The organism is Streptomyces sp. WAC06614 (assembly GCF_003949795.1).
Classification (GTDB): domain Bacteria; phylum Actinomycetota; class Actinomycetes; order Streptomycetales; family Streptomycetaceae; genus Streptomyces.
Map to the genome: position 1 here is coordinate 1 of NZ_RPRY01000103.1, position 22,160 is coordinate 22,160.

Here is a 22,160-nt window from a genome sequence, read left to right on the forward strand (position 1 = left end):
CGGATCGTGACCGCGGGGGTCGTCATGAGGTCCTCGGCGCGGCGGGAGCCGGCCTTGGCCGTGTCGCCCAGGCGGCGCATCTGTTCGATCATGCCGGGGCCGTGTTCGTGGAACTCCTCCTTGGGCAGGAGGTCGGCCTCGGAGACGACGCCGACGACGTGGCCCTCGCCTTCGACGACGGGCAGGGCGGTGACCTGCCATCGTTTCATCGCGGCGGCGATGTCCTTGAAGCCGGTCACGGGGGTGACGGCGACGACCTTGGTGGTCATGACGTCGGCGACGGTATAGGGGGTGGGGGTCATGGCGGGGGTCCTCCGCGTGCGTGCGAGCGGGATTCCGCTGCGGTGGGGTGCGGACAGGTCGAGGAGCCGGGTACGGGCGCCGTGTTCACCGTCGCACCGCTCCGCTGCGGAGGCCAGATCCGACCGGTCCCGGCGGTAGGGACCGACCGGCCCAAGCGCTGCGGAGGTTCGAAGGCGCAGCCTGGCGGTGAGCCCACCCTCGCACCACAGAGAGGCCGCAACCATGAAGGCACTCGTCTTCCACGGGCCCGGACAGACCTCCTGGCAGGACGTCCCGGACCCCTCGATCAAGGACGCCGCGGACGCGATCGTCCGGGTGGACGCCGTCACCGTCTGCGGCACCGACCTGCACATCGTCAAGGGCGACGTCCCCGAGGTGACCCCCGGCCGCGTGCTCGGCCACGAGGCCGTCGGGACCGTCGTGGAGACCGGCGGCGACGTCCACGGCGTACGTCCCGGGGACCGTGTGCTGATCTCCTGCATCTCCGCCTGCGGCCGCTGCCGGTTCTGCCGAGAAGCCCGCTACGGACAGTGCCGCGGAGGCGGCGGCTGGGTCCTGGGCCACACCATCGACGGCACCCAGGCCGAGTACGTCCGCGTCCCCTTCGCCGACCTCTCCGTCCACCCGCTGCCCAGCGCCCTGCCGAGCCACGAGGCGGTCGTGCTCGCCGACATCTTCCCGACCTCCTACGAGGTCGGCGTCCTCAACGGCCGGGTCCGCCCCGGCGACACCGTCGTCGTGGTCGGCGCCGGCCCCATCGGCCTGGCGGCCATCGCCACCGCCTCGCTCTACAGCCCGTACCGGACCATCGCGGTCGACCTCGCCCCGTCCCGGCTCGCTGCTGCCCGCGAGCTGGGCGCCGACGCCACCGCGGGCGCGCAGGAGGAGCCCGAGAAGCTGGTCGAGGACCTGACCGACGGCCTCGGCGCCGATGTGGTCATCGAGGCCGTCGGGGTGCCCGAGGCGTTCGAGATGTGCACCCGTATGGTCCGGCCCGGCGGACGCGTCGCCAACATCGGCGTCCACGGCAAGCCGGCGACCCTGCACCTCGAAGACCTGTGGATCAAGGACGTCACCCTCACGACCGGACTCGTGGACACCCACTCGACGCCCATGCTGCTGCGCATGATGGCCGCCGGCCGCCTCCCCGGGGCCGCGATGGTCACCCACCGCTTCGAGCTGGACCAGATGGAAGAGGCGTACGACATCTTCTCCCGCGCCGGCGAGACCGGAGCCCTCAAGGTCGTGCTCGGCGGACCGCAGCACGACACGGTCGCCGTACCGACCCAGGAGCAGTGAGTTCCATGACGAGCACACCGAGTACGCGCCGTCAGCAGTCCGGTGCGGCGGTCGGCCGCACCGACCTCGGCCGCCGTATCGCGGCCCACCGTATCGCCCTCGGCCTGAGCCGTGAGCAACTGGGCAGGATGTGCGGAGCGGACGGGAACTATGTGGCGTACCTGGAGGAGCATGCGGCGTCGCCGGCCGTCGGCACCCTCGTACGCGTCGCCCAGGCCCTCGGCCTCACGGTGGACGACCTGACCGGCGCGAACGCGGGCCGTGCCCGGGGCCGCTCCACCGGCCGCCTCGACGCGGCGCTGGTACCGCTGGCCGAGGACGAGTGCCGGACGCTGCTGGGCACGCACGGAGTGGGACGCATCGCCGTCTTCACCCCCGAAGGCCCTGCCGTCCTCCCGGTCAACTACCTCGTCGCCGGAGCCGACATCGCGTTCCGTACCGCCGTGGACGCGCTCGCGGCCCGAGCGGCGGGCACGGAGGTCGCCTTCGAGATCGACACCATCGACGACGTCACCGCCGGAGGGTGGAGCGTCCTGGCCGTGGGCGAACTGGAAGCGGTCACCGACGCCCGGGAGATCCAGCACCTGACGGCCACGGCCCGGTCCCAGCCCTGGGCCGGCGGCCCCCGCACCCACTGGATGAAGCTCACGCCCGTCCGGCTCACCGGCCGTCGCGTCGTCCACGAGTCATGAACGGCCTGGGCGCGGTCGTCTTCGACGCGGACGCCCCCGGGTGCACCACCGTCCATGCCGTCGCGGCCCGCAAAGAGGAGATCTCCTGCCGGTCGCTTCGAACCGCAGGCGTCCACGCCTTCGAGGACGTCCTTCCCACACTCCGGCAGCTGCGTGAGAAGGCCGTGCGGTGTGCGGCCGTCTCGGCCTCGCGGCACGCTCGCTCCCTCCTGGAGGCCGCGGACCTCGTCGGCTCGTTCGACGCCGTGGTGGACGGCGCGGACGCCTTCGAGCAGGCCCTGCCCGGAAAGCCCGACCCGGCCCTCTTCCTCGCAGCCGCAGCCCGCCTCGGGACGGCCCCCTCACGGGCAGCCGTAGTGGAAGACGCGCTCGTCGGCGTGGAAGCCGGGCACGGGGGAGGCTTCCGCCTGGTCGTGGGCCTCAACCGTGAGAACGACCCACGCATGGCCGAGGCCTTCCTGGAGAAGGGCGCCCACCTGGTCCTCCCCGACCTGACGGAACTGCCTGCCGCTCTCGAGGCCGGCCCCGCGCCGCCCGTGAACGCCACCTGGCGCTGGGAGTGCAAGCGCTACGACCCGAAGGCCGAGCGACTGGTGGGGAACACTCACCCGCCGCATGCTCTTCCACGACGCCGACGGCCGCCGCCTGGGTGTCACCCACACGCGCCTCGTCCACGCCGGTGACCCACACCTCGCGGCGCAGCGCACCGTCCTCACCGCGTCCGGCCGGCGCGGCGGGGTCGAGGTCGAATCCGTGCTGGACGGGGACATCGCCAACGCGGGCGTCGAGCGCTACCGTGCCCTGGCCGGACAGCACCTCGTCGATCACCGGGCCGGAGCCGAGGCGGAAGGCACCGCGTGGTTGTCCTGCGCCACCGCTGCCTCACATCTGCGGATCGGGATCGCCGTACGCCTCTCAGCACGGCCTCTGGCCCCCGTCCGGAGGACCTCCACGGCCACCGGCGCTCGACAGTCGTGCGTCCTGCCGGTCAGGCGTGCCGAGCCCGTCGTGATCGTGAAGACCGCAGCGTTGTTCACCTCCCTCGACTCCCTCGACCGCCCCTGGGGCGATCCCGTCAGGAGCAGCATCGAGCACGCTGGACACGCCCGGGACTTCGCCACCCTGCTGGCCGCGCACCGGGCATCGTGGCAACGGCTCTGGAGCGAGGGCGAAGTGACGGCAGCGGGTGACACCGGACCGATCCTGCGCCTCCACGCCTTCCACCTCCTGCAGACCCTCTCTCCGCACACCACCGAACTCGACCCCTCGTTCTGCCCGGCGGCAGGCGGGAGAGCATCGCCGCAGGGCGGGAGAGATGGTTCCGGTTGCCGGACCACGTATCGCGGTCACGGGACTGCTCACTCATGGGCCACGACGGCCACCGGTGCCGCCGCGTGGTGCAGGACCGCGTGGGTGACCGGTCCCAGGTGTGCACCGAGGGGGGACCGGCGCAGGTGGCGGCCTACGACGACGAGCCCGGCGCCCTGCGAGGCGCGGACGAGGTGGTCTCCTGCCGAGCCCCTGAACACGCTGTGGCCGACCTCCACGTCAGGGAACTTGTGGCGCCAGGGCAGCAGCATGTCCTCCAGCATCCGGGTGACGCTCCTGTCGACGTCCCGCTCGTCGTCCGGGTCGAAGAAGGGGACGTACGCGTAAGCGGGCGGCAACTTCCAGCCGTGCACGGCCCGCAGAGCGCAGTGGCGCCGGTCGGCCTCCTCGAAGGCGAACGTGAGCACGCGGTCGCACGATGTGTGGATGTCGACACCCACGATCACGTCTGAGCCGGTTCCGGGGCCCGGTCCGTCGGGGTCGTCGGCGACCCGGACCAGCACGATCGGCGTACCGGTGGCGACCAGGGTGGACATCGCCACCGAGCCGACGACGAACCCGACCAGGCCGCCCAGGCCCCGCGATCCCAGGATCAGCAGCGCGGCATCGGTGGCTTCGGCCGCAAGGGCCGCTGCCGGACGCGCCGCCAGGCATCGGGTGGTGATCTCCAGCTGGGGATGGCGCCGGTGCAGTTCCCGGGTCGCGTCCGTGAGCACCTGGTCGGCCCAGCGGTCCATGTCCTGGTGTCTCACGGTTGCGAACACCGGTTCCAGGGGCCGGTCGACGGCGTGCACGAGGCGCAGCGGCACCTGCCGCAGGACGGCCTCCTGGGCGGCCCAACGCGCGGCTGCCCGGCTCTCGGGAGAGCCGTCGACGCCGACGGTGAGGTGAGCGTTCATGGCGCGTACTTCCTGCTGAGGGACGACCGCTTCACCATTGCGCAGCCTGGCGTGGCCGGTCGGCCCGGGCGGTCGGTGCGTCGTGCGTCCGCGCCGTGACACGGGATGCCACGGCGACCACCCCGTCGAGCTGTTCGACGAGGTTGACGAGTGCCGAGAGCTGGCTCTGCAGCTCGACGCGGCCTTCCAAGGTGACGATGCCGTCCACCACGTGGACTTCGACCTCACCGCCGGGCACGCCCAGCACATCTGTGAGGACCTCGTCGTCGACCCGTCTGCGTATCTCGGAGTCGGGGCGGACGAACAGGCGCAGCAGGTCCCTGCGGGTGACGATGCCGACCAGTCTGTCCTCCTCGTCCACGACGGGCAGCCGCTCGATGCTGCGGCGGGTCATCAGCCGCGCGGCATCAGCGGCCGTGTCCTCGGCGCGGACGGTGATCGCCGGAGAGGACATGGCGCTCCCCGCCGTGGGCGGGTCGTCCGCCGTGCCGGCCTCCCCCGACGGATCGGGGGCCCGGGCCGTGCGGGCCAGGAGATCGGTCTGCGAGACGACACCCACGACGCGGTCCTCGTCATCCAGCACGGGGAGTCCGGAGACGTCGTACTGCGTCAGGAGCTTCGCGACGTCCTTGAAGGCCGTGTCCGGAGTGACGGAGACGGCATTGCCGGTCATCAGCTCCCCCACCTTGATGTGTTTCATGAGGACCTCCGTCTCCGCCGCGCCGCTCGGGCCCGTTCCGGTGTCGGTTGTCGTCCCACCATGTCGCCGGTGCCCGTGCGCCGGCGAGGGCCGAACGGGCCCCGTCCCGGGGCCGGGCGGTCCATGGCCACGGCGCAGAGCAGCGGTGTGCGGAAGCGATGGGGACCTTTGGTCCCGATCCCGGTCCCGGGCGGCCCTCTCCCGGGCCTGTCGAGGGTGCCAGCGTGAGGTGTGTCCCTCATCGGCTTCTCGGTTGGGAGGAATCGTGGAAAGCACCTTCCGCACCCCCGACACCAGCTCCGTGGTCGTGGGCGTCGACGGATCGAAGGCGGCACGCACGGCCGCCCTGTGGGCGGCGGCGGAGGCCCGACGCCGCAACCGTCCCCTGCACATCGTCCACGGGGCCGACACGGACGGCCGAGCGCTGTACGTCGGGGCGGAAACCCTCGAACGGGTTCGCGCCAACGGCCGCGAACTCCTCGACGAAACGGCGAAGGCCGTCAGCGACGCGTACCCCGGTCTGCGGGTGAGTACGGAGCTCAGCCGGTCCGACGCCGTCAGCAGCCTGCACCGGGCCGGCGGCCTGCACGGCACCGTCGTGGTGGGCAGTCGCGGCCTCGGAGGATTCGACTCGCTCATGCTCGGCTCGATCGGCCTCGACGTTGCCGGCGCCGCCACGACCCCGGTCGTCGTCGTCCGCGGCACCGAAGGGGCGGAGGAGACCGGCACCGTCCTCGCTGCCGTCCGCGACGAGCGCGACCTGCTGTACGCCCGGTACGCCGCGTGCGAGGCGCAACTGCGCAAGGGATACCTCAGGCTCCTGCACGTCTGGAACATCCTTCAGTCCGTCGGCCTGGTGGTCAGCATGCTCGACGGTGTCGACGAGATCGCCGGGGCACACGCCGAGACCCTGAATGCCGTCGGCGTCGCCGTCCGTGAGGAGTTCCCCGACCTGGAGGTGCGGGCCGATGCCGAGAAGAGCGTCTCCGTGGCCGGTGTGCTGGTCGAGGCGTCCCGCCACGCCGACCTGCTCGTCATGGGAGGTCGGCGGGCCCCCGGAGCCCTCGGGACGACCCGCAGCCTGGGCCGGGCCACGCACAGCGTCCTGCACCACGCGCACTGCCCCGTCCTCCTCATCCCCCGGACGGGCATCGACTTCGGGAGCCGGTCGTGAGCGCCGGGCACCGGGGCCACGGCATCGTCGTCGGGATCGACCCGGACAGGGACTGGCACCTGCCCCTCGCCTGGGCCGCCGACGAGGCACACCGCCGACGGCTCCCGCTGCGCCTGGTGCTCGCCGTACCGCCCCCGCACGACACGCGCCACGCCGACGACACCCCCGGCCACCCCGCCCTGCGACAGGCGGGAGCCGACAGGATCGAGCAGGCGTGCACCTGGGTGCGCGACCGGCATCCCGAGGCCGACGTCACAGGCGACCTGCTGCACGGGTTCCCGGCCCCTGTCCTGGGCACGGCGGCCGCCGGCGCCCGCCTGATCGTCCTGGGCTCCCGGCGCCTGAGCCGCACCGCGGAGTTCTTCAGCGCGGGCTCCACCGCGGTCCCCGTCAGCGCCCAGGCCCGGTGCCCGGTCGTCGTCGTGGGCGACGCGGAACACATCAGCCAGCAGCCGCCGTACCTGGTCGTCGGCCTCGACGGCAGCGCATCGGCCACGGCCGCGCTGGCGTTCGCCTTCGGCGAGGCCGACCTGCGCGCAGCGGCACTCCGGGTCGTCTGCGTGTGGCAACCGCCGCTCTTCATGTTGAACGACGAAGAGGTGGCCCTGCAGGCCCAGCGTGCCCTGCTGTCCGAGGCCACCGCAGGCCTGTCGGACAAGTACCCGGACGTACACGTCACCCGCGAGGTCATGACGGGCCACCCGGTCGAGGAACTGGCGCGGGCGTCGGAGCACGCGCTCGCCGTGGTGGTGGGCCGCCGGGGCCGCGGCGGGTACACCGGTATGCGCCTGGGGTCCGTCGTACACGGTCTCCTGCACCGCGCGCACTGCCCGGTGATCACCGTCCCGGCCGAATGACGCTGCCTTGACCATCCGTACGACCGCCGCGCGTCCCGCCGGTTCCCCGGTGGGACAGGGGCTCACCCAGGCCGAGGCGGAACTCCGCCTGTCCCGGTACGGCACCAACGAAGTGGCACCGCCACCGCCCACGCCGCTGTACCGACGGGTCCTGGTCCAACTCGCGACCCGCTGATCATGGTGCTCCTCGGGGCCGTGCTGCTGACCGTCGCGATCGGCGACCACCCGGACGCCGTCGTCATCGGCCTGGTGGTCGTCTTCACCACCGCCGTCGGAGTGGCACAGGAAGTCCGGGCCGACCGCGCCGTCGCCGCGCTCTCCGCCCTCTCCGCACCGCACGCGAGGGTGCTGCGCGGCGGCACCCTGCGCGAGCTGCCGGCCGGACCGGTGGTGCCGGGCGACGCCCTGCTGCTGGGGGAGGGGGACATCGTCGCCGCGGACGCCGACCTCACCGAGGCATCCGCCCTCCTGGTGGACGAATCCATGCTCACGGGCGAATCCGAGCCCGTGGACAAGACCGCCGACGGCAGGGTCCGTGCCGGCACCGTCGTGGTGCGGGGCCGAGGGGCGGCCACCGCCACGGCCACAGGTGCGGCGAGTGCCCTCGGCCGGATCGCGGCGCTCCTCGACACGGGCCGGGACCTCACCCCGCTCCAGCGCCGCCTCGCCTCGCCGGGCCGGATCCTGGCGGTCGTCACCATCGCCCTGTGCGTGCTGTTCTTCGCTCTGGGCCTGGTACGCGGCCTCCCGCCGAGCACGATGGCCGTCCCCGCCGTCAGCCTGGCCGTCGCCGCGGTTCCCGAGTCCCTTCCCGCCGTGGTCACCCTCGCCCTCGCGCTCGGAGCGCGCAGGATGGCAGCCCGCAACGCCCTGGTCCGCCCCTACCGGCCGTGGAGACCCTCGGCTCCGTGAGCGTCCTGGCCAAGGACAAGACGGGCACCCTCACCGAAGGCCGCATGGTCGTCCAGCACCTGTGGACCTGTCGGGCACCGCAGACGTGACCGGCAGCGGCTACGCACCGCACCGGTACCCTCACCCGAGAGGGGAAGGTCCTGGCAGCGGACCAGCTCCGCCCCCTGCAGGAGCTCCTCGAAGAGGCCCGCCGAAGTGATCGCCCTCCACCACGAGGACGGCACTCCGCCCTACGACGTGCGCTGGTCCGACACCGGCCGCACCACCGTGTTCTTCCCCGGTCCGGACGCGCACGTCCGGCATCTGCACGCGGCGTCGGGCAGGCCCCGCCGCACGGGGTGACAGCGGCCCGGCCGGAAGGAGAACCGCGCCCTCCGGGACTAGCGTGGAGGGGACGGCCCTCCCTCGATTCCGTCGGCCGGAGGTGGGACATGAGCGCGGACGCCCGGCCTGGCCAGGGGGGTGTGCCGCGGCTGCGGCTGGACGAGCTCCTCGACGAGCTCCAGGTACGCATCGACGAGGTCCGGGGCACTCGGGACCGGCTGAACGGCCTGCTGGAGGCCGTCATGTCGGTCGGCCGCGAGCTGGACCTGCCGCAGGTCCTCCACGGCATCGTCGAGGCTGCCGTCGTCCTGGTCGACGCCGAGTACGGGGCCCTGGGCGTCATCGGCGACGACCGGAAGCTGGCCGAGTTCCTGCCCGTCGGCATCGCGGACGACCTCCGGGCCCGGATCGGCGACCTGCCCTCCGGCCACGGCATCCTCGGCGAGCTGATCAGGCACCCGGAGCCGCTGCGACTGTCCGAGCTGTCCGAGCACCCGGCCTCCTACGGCTTCCCGGCCCACCACCCCCCGATGCACTCCTTCCTCGGTGTCCCCATCCGCGTGCGCGAGGACGTCTTCGGAAACCTCTACCTCACCGAGAAGCGCGGAGGCCTCGACTTCGACGAGGAGGACGAGGCGGTCCTGTCCACGCTCGCCGTCGCCGCCGGCATCGCCATCGAGAACGCCCGCCTTTTCGAGGAGAGCCGCGTCCGCGAGCGCTGGCTGTCCGCCAGCTCGGACATCACCAGCGCCCTGCTCTCCGGCACCCCGCAGGACGAGGTCCTGGAGGGCATGCTGGAGCGCGCCAAAGACATCACCGGCGCCGACATGGGCGTCTTCTATCTGATCGGACCCTCGGGAGAGCTACGAGGTTCCCTGGCCCTGGGAGACGGGGCGGAAGCGCACCAGGGGATCGTCCTGCCCAGCCCGGCCGGAACCCTGGCCGAGGCCGCTCTGGTGAGGAACGGGCTGATCACGGTCGCGGACGTCCAGAGCGACCGGCGCGTCACCGTCCAGCCGGAGAGGTGGAAGGGCTTCGGCCCGGCCGTCGCCGCCACCGTCGCCACCAAGGAGAAACTCAGCGGGGTCCTCATCCTGGCACGTCGCCATGGCCGTCCCGCCTTCGCCGCAGCGGAGGTCGCGGCCCTCCCCGGCTTCGCCGGCCAGGCCGCCCTGGCCCTGGAGCTGGCCGAGCGACGCCGCGACGCCGAACAGATGAGCATCCTCGAAGACCACGACCGCATCGCCCGTGACCTGCACGACCTGGCCATCCAGCGCCTCTTCGCCACCGGTATGACCTTGCAGAGCGCGCAGCGGTTCGTCGACCACCCCGAGGCGTCCGAACGGCTGGCCCGAGCGGTCGACGACCTCGACGCCACCATCAAGATCATCCGCTCTACCATCTTCGGGCTCCGTGACCACGACGGTCCTGGCACATCACCCACACTCCGGTCCCGCACCGTCCAGGCCGTGGAGGCTGCCGCGACGACCCTGGGTTTCGCCCCGGCACTGCGCATGGAGGGGCTCATCGACACCGACGTACCTCCTGAGGTGGCGGACGAGGTCCTCGCGGTGGTCGGAGAGGCGCTGACGAACATCGCCCGCCACGCCCGGGCCACCCGTGCCGAGGCGTCGATCGTCGCAGCCGACGGAGTCCTCACGGTCGGGGTGACCGACAACGGCGTCGGCCTTCCGGAAGACGGCAGACGCAGCGGGCTGCGGAACCTCGCGGAACGCGCCGAACGACTCGGCGGCAGCATGAAGGTCGGCCCGGCCGAGCCGGGTGGAGCGGGAACCCGTCTGGAGTGGTGGGTGCCGCTGACCTCGCCCAGCGCCGTGACCGCCACCGGCCGGTGAGCGGCCGACCCCGCGGGCCGTGCGTAGGAGCCATGCGGAACCGCATGGGTCCTACGGGCCCGCACCGGGACCGAACGGCCCATGCTCCGAGCGCCGGGAACGGGGATCCTCGAAAGCAGACGGCCTGCTCGCGGCCGCCGTTCCCGTCGACCCTGGCAGGTGTGAGATGTACTGGAACGGCCACGGCATGGGTGCGTGGGGATGGTTCGCCATGTCCTTCACCCAGCTGATCATCTGGGCCCTGATCCTGGCAGCAGCTGTTCTGATGATCCGAACCTTCAGACAGGACACGGATGGCCGGGTGGCTTCCGATCGGGGGGCCGTCCCGTCCGAGAGCGCAGAGAACTTGCTGGCGGAACGATTCGCCATGGGTGAGATCGACGACGAGGAGTACCAGCGCCGGCTCGCGGCTCTGCGCAGCAACGCCCGTGGACCGAAGAGGCGGTGAGATGTCCGACACGGGCCCGGCCCCACGGCTCGCTTGCTGAAGGAAGGGTCCGACGATCCGTAGGGGGTCCCTCGCATGCTCGCCGTCCGGGCGAACTCCCCCCGGCACGACGGTCACTGCGAAGCGGCCCGCTCCGTCCACCGGTGCGCGGTGGAGGCCGTGCGCACAGGAGGATGACGAACCTCAAAAGTCAACCGCTGAGCTGCTGGTTCATCTCGGCGAACGGTGTGGTCAGGTGGTGGGTGGCTTCACCTCGTGCCGGATCCATACGTTGGGCTCGACGTAGACGGCTCGGTCATGCGCGGTGTCGCAGTGCACCGGGACGAGAGCGCCCGGCACATCGACGTCGCCGTCGCTGGTGAAGGGCAGGCCGGTCCACCGGCGCCACTGGGACAGGGAGCCGCTGACCGTCATCGAAGCGGGGGCGATCTTCTGGATGGTGCCACCGGCCTTGACGTGGACCCGGAGCCACGGGTCCGTCGGAAGTCCGTCGTCCCTCTGCCGGCCGACGTACTCGGCCATGGGGACGCGCGGTTCGACGTGCTTGGCCGTGGGACGGACCGGGGCCAACAGCACGTCGTGGCCCTGCCGGCCGGCGGCGTCCCGCAGCGCGGCCAACATCCTGTAGGACAGGCCACGGCCGAGATATGCGGTGTCCACCGTGATCTCCAACGCACTGACCGCGGTCGGTGCGTGCCCATGGCGCTGGTCGCGGAACGCCCAGACGAGTACCTGGTCCCAGCCCTTGTCCGGCATCTCCTCACGGCCCTCGAGGTCTGCGGTGAACGGCACACTCAGCCCGCGGGCGACGACACGGTCGCCATCCGTTGCCACCACGCAGTACCGAGGGAAGTCCTCCGCCACCCGGCCCAGCAAGGCTTCCCCCACCGGATCGTGCGGTATGAAGGCCGGCCACGTCTCAGCGATCTCGTACATACGGGAGAGCAACGAGGGACGCTCGGCGAGAGTGGTGATCACAAGGCTGTCGATCTCTGTCACGGACGAGACACTGCCACGGGACCATCCTCCTGGCCAGCGGTTTTACCCCACGGGCCCGCCAGCAGCTGCCACCATCCGCCGGATGCGAAGTGCAGGGGGAGGGCCGAACGGGCCCGGGCGGGGACCGCTCGGGCCCCCTGGGTGCGGCGTGCCCGAGCGGTGCGGCGGGCCCGAGCGGTGCGGCGTGCCCGAGCGGTGCGGCACCGCGCCGGTCAGGTCGAGCCTGCCTACGCAGCGGGTGAGACCGAGCCCTCGAGGTCCATCCGCACGTCCACGACCCCCTCCACGGCGCTGATGGCGCGCGCGAGCAGCGGTACCAGGGCCCGGTCACGCAGTGGCCCTCGGAGGGTGACCGCACCGTCCTGCACGGAGCATTCCAGGGTGGCGCCCGGTGCGAGCTCGCCCAGCACGGCCTGTCGGATCTCCTCCTCCAGCTCCTCGTCGGGGCGCAGGAAGACCTTGAGCAGGTCACTGCGGCTCACGACACCTTCCAGCATGCCGAGACCGTTGACCACCGGCAGCCGCTTGACGTGCTTCTGAGCCATGATGCGGGCCGCTTCGGCGATCGTCGCGTCCGGGTGGACCGTGACCGCCGGGCTCGTCATCAGCTCCTCGGCGAGCACACCGCCGGCCTTGGAGGCTTCCTCGATCTGGTCGGGCAGGAGGGGCTGCTCGCGGCGGAACTCCTCCTTCGGCAGGAGATCGGCCTCCGAGACGACTCCGACGACGCGACCCTCGCCTTCCAGGACGGGGACTGCACTCACCTTCCATGCGTGCATGAGTTCGACTATTTCCTTGTACGACGCGTCACGGCCGATGGCGATGGCCGTGTGTGTCATGACGTCACTGACGGTGTAGCGCGAGGCGGGCATGACCGACTCCTTCGCCGTTGTCCGGGCAGATGTGCTCCTGCCGCCTGACCTTCGGTCCGGTCGCACCCTCCCATCCGAGCACTCTCGCCTGCTGAGCCCCAGGGCCGGTGGGGCCATGGTCGAGGTCCGGTCGGCCCTGCGACCCGGGCCCGGTGACGCGGGCGTGCGCGGGCGGAGGCGGCTCGGCCGTGCGGACGCGCGGGGCGAGCAGGATCGCCCGCATGCGCGTCTGCGGGACGCCGTGGTCGGCCGCGCTCAGGGCGCCTGTCCCCGCCGAGAACCCCCAGCCGCGCAGGATCACCGATGTCAGCAGACCGTTGGGGGCCGCCCGGGACGGTCGCGGGCAGCCCCTCCCCCACGCGAGGTCGCGGGCGATCCGGCCGATGCCGGTCTCGGTGACCGGCCGAGGTCGGTGGGATTGCTAGGGGCTGCCCGGCCGTTGCCTCGACGCGCGGATGGTGGCGATCTGGCCTAGCTTGTTCTGCGACCGACCGTTCTTCGCGAGAGGGAGTGTTTGGTGATGGCTGACAAGGCCAAGGGCAAGATGGAGCAGGCCAAGGGCAAGGCCAAGGAAGTCGCGGGCAAGGCGACGGGCAACGAGCGGATGCAGGCCGAGGGCAGGACCGACCAGATCAAGGGCAAGGCCCGCGAGGGTGCCGCCAAGGCCCAGGAGCATGCGCGAGGCATCAAGGACTCCCTGCGCGAGCGTCGCGAGCCCTGACCCCGGCCGGGCCACCTGACCCTGCAGCGGGTCCCCGGCGCCACGCGCCGGGGACCCGCTGCCGCGCGCCGGGGACCCCTACCTCGCGCACGCCCGACGGCCCGACCGCCCTGCGCGTCAGGGGCCGGCCGTTGCCGTGGGTCTCCACGGGGGAATCGGCCGGCGTTGTCGAACGCTGGTGCCCGGGGAAGGCCGGCCGCCGGGCGGGCGTCCGGGATCATCCGGTGATCGACGCCGGTGGACAACGGCCGGCATGCGGTTCTCCATCCTCGGCGAGACGGTGGCGCGGCGCGACGACGGCACCGAGGTGCCGCTCGGTGGACCCGCTCGGCGGGCACTGCTGACGCTGCTGCTGGTGCGCCCCCGCGAGGTGCTGGACGCCGATCGGCTGGCGTACGAACTCGCCCCGGACGGCACGGTGTCGGCGCACGCCCTGCAGCCCCAGGTGTCCCGGCTGCGCGCGGCGCCGGGGCCGGGCGTGATCGAGCGGGCCGGGGCCGGGTACCGGGCCGCCGTGGATCCTCGCTGCGCGCGGTGGTCGCCTGGAGCTGGGACCTGCTGTCCGAGCAGGGGCAGCGGGCCGCCCGGCGGTTCACCGTCTTTCCGGCAGCCGCGACGGCCCGGGCCGCCCTGGAGGTGTGCCGGGCGGGCGGCACACCCACACCGGAGCCACGGGAGTCACCGGAGCCATCGGAGTCCCCCGAACTGGTCGGCGCGTACGTCCTCGCCGGGGAACTGGCAGCCGCGCGCGGCGACCACCGCACCGCCTTCGCCCGCTACGAGCGGGAGATGCGGGCGTACGCGGAGGGCTGCCAGAAGATGGGCGACGGGGTGGCGAAGCTGATGGTCCCCGGGAGCCGGCTGCACGGCCGCGCGGCCCGGGCTCCCCAACCCCCCTTCCGCAGAGACGGCTCGAACCTGACATGCGTGTCCGCTCCTACGCCGCACTCGTCGGCCTGACCAAGGGACTTGCCCGGGAACGGGGCCCCGGGGGATCACCGCCACCCTCGTGGATCCGGGCCCGATCGACACGGACATGAACCCCGCCGACGGCGAGAGCGCCGCCTTCCAGCGCTCGCTCACCGCCGCGCAGCGTGGTGCGGTCAGGCCTTGCGCTCGGCGTCGATCTCGCTGATCAGGCCCTCGACGAGGGCCTTGATCGCGTCGCGGATGGGGCGGACGGCTTCGACGCCCTGGCCGGCCGGGTCATCGAGCTGCCAGTCGAGGTAGGTCTTGCCGGGGAAGTACGGGCAGGCGTCGCCGCAGCCCATGGTGATGATGTAGTCGGAGGCCCGGGCGGCCTCGGGGGTGAGGACCTTCGGCTGCTGGTCGGAGATGTCGATGCCCAGTTCGGCCATGGCGGCCACCGCGGAGGGGTTGATCCGGTCGCCGGGCACGGAGCCGGCGGAGCGGACCTCGACGCGGTCGCCCGCGAGGTGGCGCAGGAACCCGGCCGCCATCTGGGAGCGGCCCGCATTGTGGATGCAGACGAACAGGACGGACGCGAGCGGGTTCGCGGGCATCGGCTCTTCCTCGGGGTGGCAGGCGCGGTGACGTCACCGTCGCCACCGTCGACCGGCCGGGCGGATCAGTCAGGGCTGGTATCAGCCTTCGATGATGTGACAGTATCAGCGGATGATGACGTCGGTCGACACTGATCTGATGCGGGTGCTGGCCGACCCGCTCAGGCTCCGGATCGTGGCCCTGCTCGCCCGCGAGACGCTCTGCACCACCCACCTCGTGGAGGAGACGGGAGCCAAGCAGACGAACCTCTCCAACCACATGAAGGTGCTGCGCGAGGCGGGGGTCGTGGAGACGGAGCCGTGCGGGAGGTACGTCTACTACCGACTGCGCCCGGCAGTCTTCGAAGCGCTCGCCGGTCAGTTCGCCGACCTCGCCCGGACCGCGCGGGCCACCGCCGGAGCGAACCTCAAGCGGTCCTGCCCGTAGACCCTCGCGGCCTCGTCCGCCTGACCTCACCTGCCGAGGAGAACCTGCCGTGACCGCCACCGAGTCCGCCGCGAGCGACGCCCCCGCCCCCGCCGGCACGGCACCGCAGCCCGCGCCCGACGCGACGTCGCAGCCCGCGTCCGGCGCGACACCGCCCCGTACGCCGCTGATCGCCCGCGCGGCCGCCGAACTGGTCGGCACCGCCGCCCTCGTCGCGATCGTGGTCGGCTCCGGCATCCAGGCCACCGAGCTCACCGACGACGTCGCCCTCCAGCTGCTGGCCAACTCCACCGCCACCGTCTTCGGCCTCGGCGTCCTGATCACCCTCCTCGGCCCGGTCTCCGGCGCCCACTTCAACCCCGCCGTCACCCTGGCCGAGTGGTGGACCGCCCGCCGCGGCGGCGCCGGCGTCGGCGCCCGCGAGCTGGCCGTCTACGTGCCCGCGCAGATCGCCGGTGCGATCGCGGGTGCGATCCTCGCGGACGCGATGTTCGGACAGCCGCTGGTGACCTGGTCGCAGCACGACCGGTCCGCCGGGAACCTGCTCCTCGGCGAGGTCGTCGCCACCGCGGGCCTGATCCTGTTGATCTTCGGCCTCGCGCGCACGGACCGCCTCCGCTTCGCCCCCGTCGCGGTCGCCTCGTACATCGGCGCCGCGTACTGGTTCACCTCCTCCACCTCCTTCGCCAACCCGGCGGTCACTGTCGGCCGGGCCTTCACCGACACGTTCGCGGGCATCGCCCCGGCGTCGGTGCCCGGCTTCGTCGCCATGCAGCTGATCGGTGCCGTGGTGGGGCTGGCGTTGGTGGCCGTCGTCTTCATGCACTCCTCCTTCGGCGGGCAGGAGGAACCCACGGCGCGGTGACGTCAGTCGTGCCGGGCCAGCTTGTACGCGGAGACGAGCAGGATCACGGCCAGTGCGGGGACCAGGACCACGTCGGGGAAGGCCCCGAGCAGGAGGCCGCCCAGGACGGCGCCGGCGAGGGAGCCTGCGGCCATGACGGTGGTGAAGCGGAGATTGGCGCCCAGGACGGCGAAGCTGCCGTCGCGGCTGTAGCGGGCGAAGGCGACGAGCATGGTCGGCAGCGAGACCAGCAGGGAGAGGCTTCCGGCGGTCTTGATGTCCTCGCCGAAGAGCAGCACGATCGTCGGGATCAGCAGTTCCCCTCCGGCGACGCCCATGATCGCGGCGACCACGCCGATCCCGAACCCGGCAGCGATACCTGCGGGAAGCCGTGTCCACAGCGGCAGATCGAGGGTGCCCAGCGGGGTGGTGTGGGTGAGGGCCAGGGCCGCCGCCATGAGCACCATGAGGGCGGAGAGAACCTTGTAGAGGGTGGCGGAGCGCATGCGCACGGCCCAGGAAGCGCCGGCCCACGCACCGAGCAGGCTCCCGGCCAAGAGGTTGGCGGCGGCGGGCCAGCGGGCGGCCACGTCGGCTGCCGGGACCGCGAGCAGCCGGGCAGGGAGCGCTACGAGGACGACGACCAGGCTCATCGCCTTGTTGAGGATGACCGCCGAGAGCGCGGCGAAGCCGAAGAGCCCGATCAGCAGCGGCAGGCGGAACTCCGCGCCGCCCAGCCCGATCATCCCGCCCAGCACTCCGATCGCCGCGCCCGCGGCGAAGACCGCGGGTGCGGTGCGTGTGCGTGTGGGGCGGAGACCGTCGAGGCCCGGTTCGGTACGCATCACGGCATCCTCGCCGGTCACCGGCCCCCCCGCCAGGGCCGGGCCGCAGCTTCGGGGAATGCCACCGGGCCGCCGCCCGGGGCTCGTCGGGAGCTCCGAGCCACAGCACCGCTCGCCCTGCCCGGCCCCGCCGTCCCCGCCGTCCCCGCCGTTGTCCGGCGAACCCGTGCGGGCGTACGTCGCGTCACGTCAGGACGGGGCTGCGGCGCTCCAGCAGGACCACGTCCCGCCAGATCCCGTGGTGGCGGCCGATCCGTTCGCGGGTGCCGATGATCCGGAACCCGGCCCGCGTGTGCAGGGCGAGGCTGGCGGTGTTCTCGGGGAAGATCCCGGACTGGATCGTCCAGATCCCCGCCGCCTCCGTGGAAGCGATCAGCGCACCGAGGAGGGCTCGGGCGACACCGCGGCCGCGGGCGTCGGGGTGGACGTACACGGAGTGCTCGACCACGCCCGCGTACGCGCACCGGTCGGACACCGCGCTCGCCGCGACCCAGCCCAGCACCCGGCCGCCGCCGTCGTCGTCGAGGGCGACGAAGCGGTGCCGCGGCAGCTTGGCCCGGTCGAACGAGGCCCAGTCCGGGGCCGCCGTTTCGAACGTCGCATCGCCCTCGTCGATCCCCGCCTGGTAGATGCCCAGCACCTGTTCGGCGTGCTCGGGCAGGAGCGCCTCGATGCGCACGCTCGTCACGCCGCCTTCGCGGCGCCGGCCAGCAGGGCGCCCATCGCCGCGAGTACGGACGGCTCGACCCGGTAGTACACCCAGGTGCCGCGCCGCTCCGAGGACAGCAGCCCGGCCTCCTTCAGCTTCTTGAGGTGGTGGGAGACGGTGGGCTGGGAGACGCCGACGTCGGAGATGTCGCACACGCACGCCTCGCCGCCCTCGTGGGAGGCGACGGCGGAGAACAGGCGCAGGCGCACGGGGTCGCCGAGGGCCTTGAACATCCTGGCCGCGACCTCCGCCTCGTCCGGGGACAGGGGGCGCTCGGTCAGCGGAGGGCAGCAGGGCGCGACGGCCTCGGGCTCCAGCAGCGGCAGTACCTGCGCATTCGACATACGTCTATGTTGACACATGTCGAACCAGGGTGGCGTCCTCCCCGTGAATTAGATGATTATCTATGTTGACGCCTGTCGATGCAGGTGCCATGCTGGGCGCAGGAGACATAGACAAACGTCGAATCAGTAGGAGTCGTCATGGACCAGCCGGTCGCCCGCACCCCGCACCCGGCCACCGCCGAGCTGCCCGTCGTCGTCATCGGCGCCGGTCCCGCCGGACTCGCGGCCGCCGCGCACCTCGTCGCGCGAGGCCTGGAACCCCTCGTCCTGGAGGCCGGGACCACCGCCGGATCCGCCGTGCGCGAGTGGGCCCATGTGCGGCTGTTCTCCCGCTGGGGCGAGGTCGTCGATCCGGCCGCCGAGAAGCTCCTCGCTCCGACCGGCTGGGTCAGGCCCGACGAGGACACCTGTCCCTCCGGCGGGGACTGGGCCGACCTCTACCTCCAGCCCCTGGCTCGGGTCCTGGGGGAGCGGGTCCGCTACGACGCCCGGGTCACCGGAGTCTCCCGCGCCGGCCGCGACCGTATCGTCGACGCCGACCGCGAGGCCCAGCCGTTCGTCGTCCACTACGAGAGCGCCGACGGCCGCGAGCAGCGCGTACGGGCCCGCGCGGTCATCGACGCCTCCGGCACCTGGTCCACTCCCGGGCCCGCCGGCGGCGCCGGACTCGCCGCCCTCGGCGAAAGGGCCGCCGCCGACCGCATCACGTACCGCGTCCCGGACCTGAAGGACCCCGACGTCCGCGCCCGGTACACGGGCAGGCGCACCGCGGTCATCGGCTCCGGCGCCTCCGCCTTCACCGCTCTCGCCGGCCTGGCCGACCTCGCCAGGTCCGAGGACGGCCGGGGCACGCACGCGGTGTGGATCCTGCGCCGGGGGATCTCCGGATCCACCTTCGGCGGCGGCGAGGCCGACCAGCTGCCCGCGCGCGGCGCCCTCGGTCTCGCCGCGAAGGCCGCTGTCGACGGCGGGTGCGCCGACGCGGTCACCGGCTTCCGCACCGACGCCTTCGAGAGGACCGGCGACGGCCGCGTGGTTCTTGTCGGCGAGGACGGCCGGCGCCTGGACCCGGTGGACGAGGTCATCGTCCTCACCGGCTTCCGGCCCGACCTGTCGTTCCTGGACGAACTCCGGCTCGGCCTCGACGAGCGCCTCCGGGCCCCGGTCGGGCTGGCCCCGCTCATCGACCCCAACCAGCACTCCTGCGGCACGGTCTCCCCGCACGGCGTGGGCGCGCTCTCCCACCCGGAGAAGGACGTCTACCTCGTCGGCATGAAGTCCTACGGCCGCGCCCCCACCTTCCTCGCCATGACCGGTTACGAACAGGTCCGCTCCGTCGCCGCCCACCTCGCCGGGGACCACGAGGCCGCCGAGCGGGTCGAACTCACCCTTCCCGAGACCGGAGTCTGCGGCGGCGCGGGACTCTTCGACGAGCCCGCCGCCGCGGCGGACACCGGTGGCGGCTGCTGCGCGGCCCCGGCCACCCTCACCCTCGGCGCCGCCCCCGCCTCCGGGGGCTGCTGACGGGGGCGACGCCCTGGCGGGAGTGGCCGGCACCGCGCCGGACCGGTCAGCGGCGCAGCGTCAGCAGGCCTGGCCGGTAGGGCCACTGCCCGTAGTCGCCGCCGGAGCGGGGGTCGCGTCCCTGGTAGAGGAACCGCAGGGTGCAGGGGTCGACCGTCATGGTCTGGTCGGGGCCGGTGCGGATCAGCTCGCCGTGGCTGATGTCGTCGGTCCAGGTGGCGCCGCTGTTGGCCTTTCCGGCGAAGGGGTTGCTCTCGGACGCGGCCTGGGGCGTCCATGAGCCGTTCAGGCTGGTGGCGGTGAACGAGCGGAAGTACCGGCCCTGCGCACCGACCGCCTCGACGATCATGAGGTAGCGGTCCTGGCCCTGGAGTGTGTAGACCTGAGGGGCCTCGAACAAGTTGTTCGTCGTGTCGCTCATGACCACGGTCGAGGTCGTCCCGAAACTGCCCGGGAAGTTGCCGATCGGCATGCTCGCCCGGTAGATCGTGCCGTTGTCACCGGCGAAGAACAGGTACATGTGCGTCCCGTCACCGACGAGGGTCTGGTCGATGGGCCCGGTTCGGGAGCCGGCGATGCTTCCCGAGAAGAGCTCGTGCTCCGCCGACCAGCCGTTCGGATCGGTGGGGTCGGTCGAGGTCCGGTAGGAGAACGCGGTCCTGCCCCACTGGTAGGCGAGCACCCAGACGTTCTTCGGCGCGAAGTAGAACAGCGTGGGCGCGACGACGGAACTCGCCATGGTGTTCTGGCCGGCCGAGGCCATCTCCGGCCAGTCGGTGAACGGGGTGAAGTTCATCGAACCCCAGCCCGTCCCGGTTCCCGCCGCGCCGTGCGTCGTCGCGTAGACGAGCTGTTTGCCCTGGTAGGGGGCGACGGTGAAGTCCTTGAGCGAGGCCCATCCGGCCTTGGGCTGCGCCAGCGCGCCCGTCGAGGTCCAGCCGTACGTCGACGGGAGGGCGCACGGGCCGGGGGTGCCGGCGCCGACCTTGACGAGCTGCCACTGCTGGTTGGCGCCGCCCCAGTCGTCGTACTGGACGATGTTCGCGCCGTCGGCCGTGGAGCCCCCCTGCACTTCGAGGGCCTTGTTGCTGTGGCGCGCGAGGAGCCGCACGGAGCCGTCCGGGCTGTCGGCCGGCCGCCACTGCTGGTTGGTGCCGTTGCGGTCGGCCCACTGGACGATCGGGCCGCCGTTGGCGGTGGACCCGTTCCGGACGTCCAGCACCTTGCCGGAGTGGCGGGACGTGATGCGGTAGTAGCCGCCGCCGGAGTCGACGAACTGCCATTGCTGCTGGTTCTGGTCGTTCCTGGTCCACTGGGTGATGCGGGCGCCGTCGCCGGTCGCCAGGTTGTGGACGTCCAGGGCCTTGCCGCTGTTGCGGTTGACCAGCACGTACCAGGCGTGCGTGTCGATGGTCGCGGCACTGGCGGGCGGGGCACCGAAGAGGGTGGCCACGAGCAGTAACGGCACGAGGGCGGCGACCAGGCGGGGCAGGCCGGCCGGTGGCCGATGGTGCATCCACATCAAAGGATCTCCTGGGCATTGCCGTAGTAGGCGTTCGGGCCGTGCTTGCGGGTGAAGTGGCGGTCCAGGACGTGCTGCGGGGGCTCGACCGGGCCCAGGGCGATGGTGTGCAGGGCCATCTCGGCCACCGCCTCGCAGATGATGGCGTGCTCCAGGGCGGCGGTGGCGTCGGTGCCCCAGGTGAAGGGGCCGTGGTGGGCGACGAGGGCACCGGGGACTTCCCCGGCCCGGGTGTCGTCACCGCCCAGCAGGTCCACGATGACCTGGCCGGTGTGGTACTCGTAGTCCGTCGCGCACTGCTGCGGGGTGAGGGGCGCGGTGACGGGGACGGGGCCGTTGAAGGTGTCCGCGTGGGTGGTGCCGAGCACCGGTATCGGGCGCCGGGCCTGGGCGAAGGCGACGGCGTGGGTGGAGTGCGTGTGGGTCACGCCTCCGATGGAGGGGAAGGCCAGGTAGAGGCTGCGGTGCGTCTCCGTGTCGGTGGACGGCCGCAGGTGGCCTTCGACGACGCTGCCGTCGGCCAGGGAGACGACGACCAGGTCCTCCTCGCCCAGCACGTCGTAGGCCACCCCCGAGGGCTTGATGACGAAGACGCCGGCCTGCCGGTCGACCCCGCTCACGTTGCCCCAGGTGAGGGTGGCCAGGCCGGCTCGGGGGATGCGGAGGTTGGCCTCCAGTACCTCTCGGCGAAGTTCCCGGGAAACGGCGGTGCTCACGGTGGGCTCCGTCCTGGTGCGAGGGGAGGTCCGCACGGCGCCCTGCAGCGCGGGTGCGGTGGGGTGGGTGCTCACAGGGTCTGGGCCAGCCGGTGGTACGCCTGGTTCCAGCGCAGCTCGCGCGTGAAGTGCCGGACGGTGGTGTCCTCGTCGATGACGGCGAGTTCGGTACGGAGCATCTCGGCGAGGTCGTCGAGCTCCTCGCCACCGAGAGCGGTGGTCAGGACGGTGTGGTGCGGCGCTCCGGCCGTGAGCCAGGCTTCGGTGGACGTGCGCAGGTCGGGGCGGGGGCGCCAGACGGCTCGCGCGACGGGGAGGTGG

26 protein-coding genes and 4 pseudogenes are annotated in these 22,160 nt (G+C 72.4%); 17 read left to right on the plus strand and 13 right to left on the minus strand.

Going from position 1 to position 22,160, the window contains the following annotated elements; genetic code table 11:
* Positions 1–302 (minus strand): CBS domain-containing protein (locus EF918_RS16210; RefSeq protein WP_125646232.1); only part of this gene is annotated, 302 nt, incomplete at its 3' end.
* A gap of 223 nt (positions 303–525) precedes the next feature.
* Here EF918_RS16210 and EF918_RS16215 point away from each other — a divergent pair.
* The 4 genes and pseudogenes from EF918_RS16215 to EF918_RS38170 all read left to right on the plus strand — a co-directional run.
* Positions 526–1,602, plus strand: a complete 1,077-nt coding sequence (locus EF918_RS16215) for a zinc-dependent alcohol dehydrogenase family protein (protein WP_125646234.1) — start codon at positions 526–528, stop codon at positions 1,600–1,602.
* A 5-nt stretch (positions 1,603–1,607) separates the two neighbouring features.
* Positions 1,608–2,294, plus strand: coding sequence for a pyridoxamine 5'-phosphate oxidase family protein (locus tag EF918_RS16220; protein ID WP_260610254.1), 687 nt, complete (start codon positions 1,608–1,610; stop codon positions 2,292–2,294).
* Positions 2,291–2,977: an HAD family phosphatase gene (locus tag EF918_RS16225; protein ID WP_125646238.1), complete on the plus strand. Its 687-nt coding sequence runs from the start codon at positions 2,291–2,293 to the stop codon at positions 2,975–2,977. The genes EF918_RS16220 and EF918_RS16225 overlap by 4 nt, the downstream gene beginning before the upstream one ends.
* Positions 2,910–3,275, plus strand: a pseudogene (locus EF918_RS38170) (glycoside hydrolase family 65 protein); the annotation flags it as partial. The gene EF918_RS16225 and the pseudogene EF918_RS38170, both read left to right, overlap by 68 nt.
* A 377-nt stretch (positions 3,276–3,652) precedes the next feature.
* Here the strand turns inward: EF918_RS38170 and EF918_RS16235 are convergent.
* Together EF918_RS16235 and EF918_RS16240 are read right to left on the minus strand one after the other, a co-directional pair.
* Positions 3,653–4,522, minus strand: a complete 870-nt coding sequence (locus EF918_RS16235) for a universal stress protein (RefSeq protein WP_125646240.1) — start codon at positions 4,520–4,522, stop codon at positions 3,653–3,655.
* Positions 4,523–4,553: 31 nt separating this feature from the next.
* A complete protein-coding gene (locus EF918_RS16240) occupies positions 4,554–5,222 on the minus strand; it encodes a CBS domain-containing protein (protein ID WP_125646242.1) in 669 nt (222 codons plus the stop codon).
* A 265-nt stretch (positions 5,223–5,487) separates the two neighbouring features.
* Between EF918_RS16240 and EF918_RS16245 the strand changes: the two genes are divergently transcribed.
* The 7 genes from EF918_RS16245 (at position 5,488) to EF918_RS16270 (ending at position 10,793) form a co-directional block, all read left to right on the plus strand.
* Entirely contained in the window at positions 5,488–6,396 is a 909-nt protein-coding gene (locus EF918_RS16245; RefSeq protein ID WP_125646244.1) for a universal stress protein, read from the plus strand.
* The gene (locus tag EF918_RS16250; protein WP_125646246.1) at positions 6,393–7,253 is read left to right on the plus strand and encodes a universal stress protein; all 861 of its coding nucleotides are present in this window, start codon (positions 6,393–6,395) and stop codon (positions 7,251–7,253) included. Before EF918_RS16245 ends, EF918_RS16250 begins: the two co-directional genes overlap by 4 nt.
* 7 nt (positions 7,254–7,260) lie before the next feature.
* Positions 7,261–7,428, plus strand: a complete 168-nt coding sequence (locus EF918_RS38175; RefSeq protein ID WP_260610256.1) for a cation-transporting P-type ATPase — start codon at positions 7,261–7,263, stop codon at positions 7,426–7,428.
* A gap of 2 nt (positions 7,429–7,430) precedes the next feature.
* Positions 7,431–8,165 carry an HAD-IC family P-type ATPase gene (locus EF918_RS16255; protein WP_260610257.1) on the plus strand — a complete coding sequence of 245 codons (735 nt, stop codon included), beginning with the start codon at positions 7,431–7,433 and terminating at the stop codon, positions 8,163–8,165.
* Between the two features lie 195 nt (positions 8,166–8,360).
* Positions 8,361–8,507: a DUF1918 domain-containing protein gene (locus EF918_RS16260; RefSeq protein WP_125646253.1), complete on the plus strand. Its 147-nt coding sequence runs from the start codon at positions 8,361–8,363 to the stop codon at positions 8,505–8,507.
* A gap of 89 nt (positions 8,508–8,596) precedes the next feature.
* On the plus strand, positions 8,597–10,345 hold the full coding sequence (locus EF918_RS16265; RefSeq protein WP_125646255.1) for a GAF domain-containing sensor histidine kinase: 1,749 nt from the start codon (positions 8,597–8,599) through the stop codon (positions 10,343–10,345).
* A gap of 166 nt (positions 10,346–10,511) precedes the next feature.
* Complete coding sequence (locus EF918_RS16270) at positions 10,512–10,793, plus strand: SHOCT domain-containing protein (RefSeq protein WP_125646257.1); 282 nt, start codon at positions 10,512–10,514, stop codon at positions 10,791–10,793.
* 231 nt (positions 10,794–11,024) lie between these two features.
* Here EF918_RS16270 and EF918_RS16275 read toward each other — a convergent pair whose 3' ends face one another.
* From EF918_RS16275 to EF918_RS38180, 3 genes and pseudogenes are all read right to left on the minus strand, one after another.
* Entirely contained in the window at positions 11,025–11,792 is a 768-nt protein-coding gene (locus EF918_RS16275) for an N-acetyltransferase (RefSeq protein ID WP_125646260.1), read from the minus strand.
* 227 nt (positions 11,793–12,019) lie between these two features.
* A complete protein-coding gene (locus tag EF918_RS16280) occupies positions 12,020–12,664 on the minus strand; it encodes a CBS domain-containing protein (RefSeq protein ID WP_125646262.1) in 645 nt (214 codons plus the stop codon).
* A 157-nt stretch (positions 12,665–12,821) separates the two neighbouring features.
* Positions 12,822–12,968 (minus strand): annotated as a pseudogene (locus EF918_RS38180) (DNA cytosine methyltransferase); the annotation flags it as partial.
* Positions 12,969–13,184: 216 nt separating this feature from the next.
* On the opposite strand from EF918_RS38180, the gene EF918_RS16290 reads away from it, so the two are divergent.
* The 3 genes and pseudogenes from EF918_RS16290 to EF918_RS38185 form a co-directional block, all read left to right on the plus strand.
* Complete coding sequence (locus EF918_RS16290; protein WP_125646265.1) at positions 13,185–13,385, plus strand: CsbD family protein; 201 nt, start codon at positions 13,185–13,187, stop codon at positions 13,383–13,385.
* 534 nt (positions 13,386–13,919) lie between these two features.
* Positions 13,920–14,345 carry a hypothetical protein gene (locus EF918_RS16300; RefSeq protein ID WP_125646267.1) on the plus strand — a complete coding sequence of 142 codons (426 nt, stop codon included), beginning with the start codon at positions 13,920–13,922 and terminating at the stop codon, positions 14,343–14,345.
* A pseudogene (locus tag EF918_RS38185) lies at positions 14,321–14,472 on the plus strand (SDR family oxidoreductase); the annotation flags it as partial. The gene EF918_RS16300 and the pseudogene EF918_RS38185, both read left to right, overlap by 25 nt.
* A 16-nt stretch (positions 14,473–14,488) precedes the next feature.
* On the opposite strand, the gene EF918_RS16310 reads toward EF918_RS38185, so the two are convergent.
* Positions 14,489–14,908: an arsenate reductase ArsC gene (locus tag EF918_RS16310; protein WP_125646271.1), complete on the minus strand. Its 420-nt coding sequence runs from the start codon at positions 14,906–14,908 to the stop codon at positions 14,489–14,491.
* Positions 14,909–15,020: 112 nt separating this feature from the next.
* Between EF918_RS16310 and EF918_RS16315 the strand changes: the two genes are divergently transcribed.
* On the plus strand, positions 15,021–15,335 hold the full coding sequence (locus EF918_RS16315; protein ID WP_125646272.1) for a helix-turn-helix transcriptional regulator: 315 nt from the start codon (positions 15,021–15,023) through the stop codon (positions 15,333–15,335).
* Between the two features lie 49 nt (positions 15,336–15,384).
* Positions 15,385–16,200: an aquaporin gene (locus tag EF918_RS16320; RefSeq protein WP_125646273.1), complete on the plus strand. Its 816-nt coding sequence runs from the start codon at positions 15,385–15,387 to the stop codon at positions 16,198–16,200.
* A gap of 2 nt (positions 16,201–16,202) precedes the next feature.
* Here EF918_RS16320 and EF918_RS16325 read toward each other — a convergent pair whose 3' ends face one another.
* The 3 genes from EF918_RS16325 to EF918_RS16335 all read right to left on the minus strand — a co-directional run bounded on the left by EF918_RS16325 (position 16,203) and on the right by EF918_RS16335 (position 18,077).
* Positions 16,203–17,024: a sulfite exporter TauE/SafE family protein gene (locus EF918_RS16325; RefSeq protein WP_125646275.1), complete on the minus strand. Its 822-nt coding sequence runs from the start codon at positions 17,022–17,024 to the stop codon at positions 16,203–16,205.
* A 184-nt stretch (positions 17,025–17,208) separates the two neighbouring features.
* Positions 17,209–17,712 (minus strand): GNAT family N-acetyltransferase, encoded by a 504-nt coding sequence (locus EF918_RS16330; RefSeq protein WP_125646277.1) that lies wholly within the window; start codon positions 17,710–17,712, stop codon positions 17,209–17,211.
* On the minus strand, positions 17,709–18,077 hold the full coding sequence (locus EF918_RS16335; protein WP_125646278.1) for a helix-turn-helix transcriptional regulator: 369 nt from the start codon (positions 18,075–18,077) through the stop codon (positions 17,709–17,711). The genes EF918_RS16330 and EF918_RS16335 overlap by 4 nt, the downstream gene beginning before the upstream one ends.
* Positions 18,078–18,215: 138 nt before the next feature.
* Between EF918_RS16335 and EF918_RS16340 the strand changes: the two genes are divergently transcribed.
* Positions 18,216–19,601 carry an NAD(P)-binding domain-containing protein gene (locus EF918_RS16340; RefSeq protein WP_125646281.1) on the plus strand — a complete coding sequence of 462 codons (1,386 nt, stop codon included), beginning with the start codon at positions 18,216–18,218 and terminating at the stop codon, positions 19,599–19,601.
* Between the two features lie 46 nt (positions 19,602–19,647).
* Here EF918_RS16340 and EF918_RS16345 read toward each other — a convergent pair whose 3' ends face one another.
* From EF918_RS16345 to EF918_RS16355, 3 genes and pseudogenes are all read right to left on the minus strand, one after another.
* Positions 19,648–21,117: a non-reducing end alpha-L-arabinofuranosidase family hydrolase gene (locus EF918_RS16345; RefSeq protein WP_185921763.1), complete on the minus strand. Its 1,470-nt coding sequence runs from the start codon at positions 21,115–21,117 to the stop codon at positions 19,648–19,650.
* 5 nt (positions 21,118–21,122) lie between these two features.
* Positions 21,123–21,839 (minus strand): L-ribulose-5-phosphate 4-epimerase AraD, encoded by a 717-nt coding sequence (araD, locus tag EF918_RS16350; RefSeq protein WP_185921762.1) that lies wholly within the window; start codon positions 21,837–21,839, stop codon positions 21,123–21,125.
* A gap of 71 nt (positions 21,840–21,910) precedes the next feature.
* Positions 21,911–22,160 (minus strand): annotated as a pseudogene (locus EF918_RS16355) (L-arabinose isomerase); the annotation flags it as partial.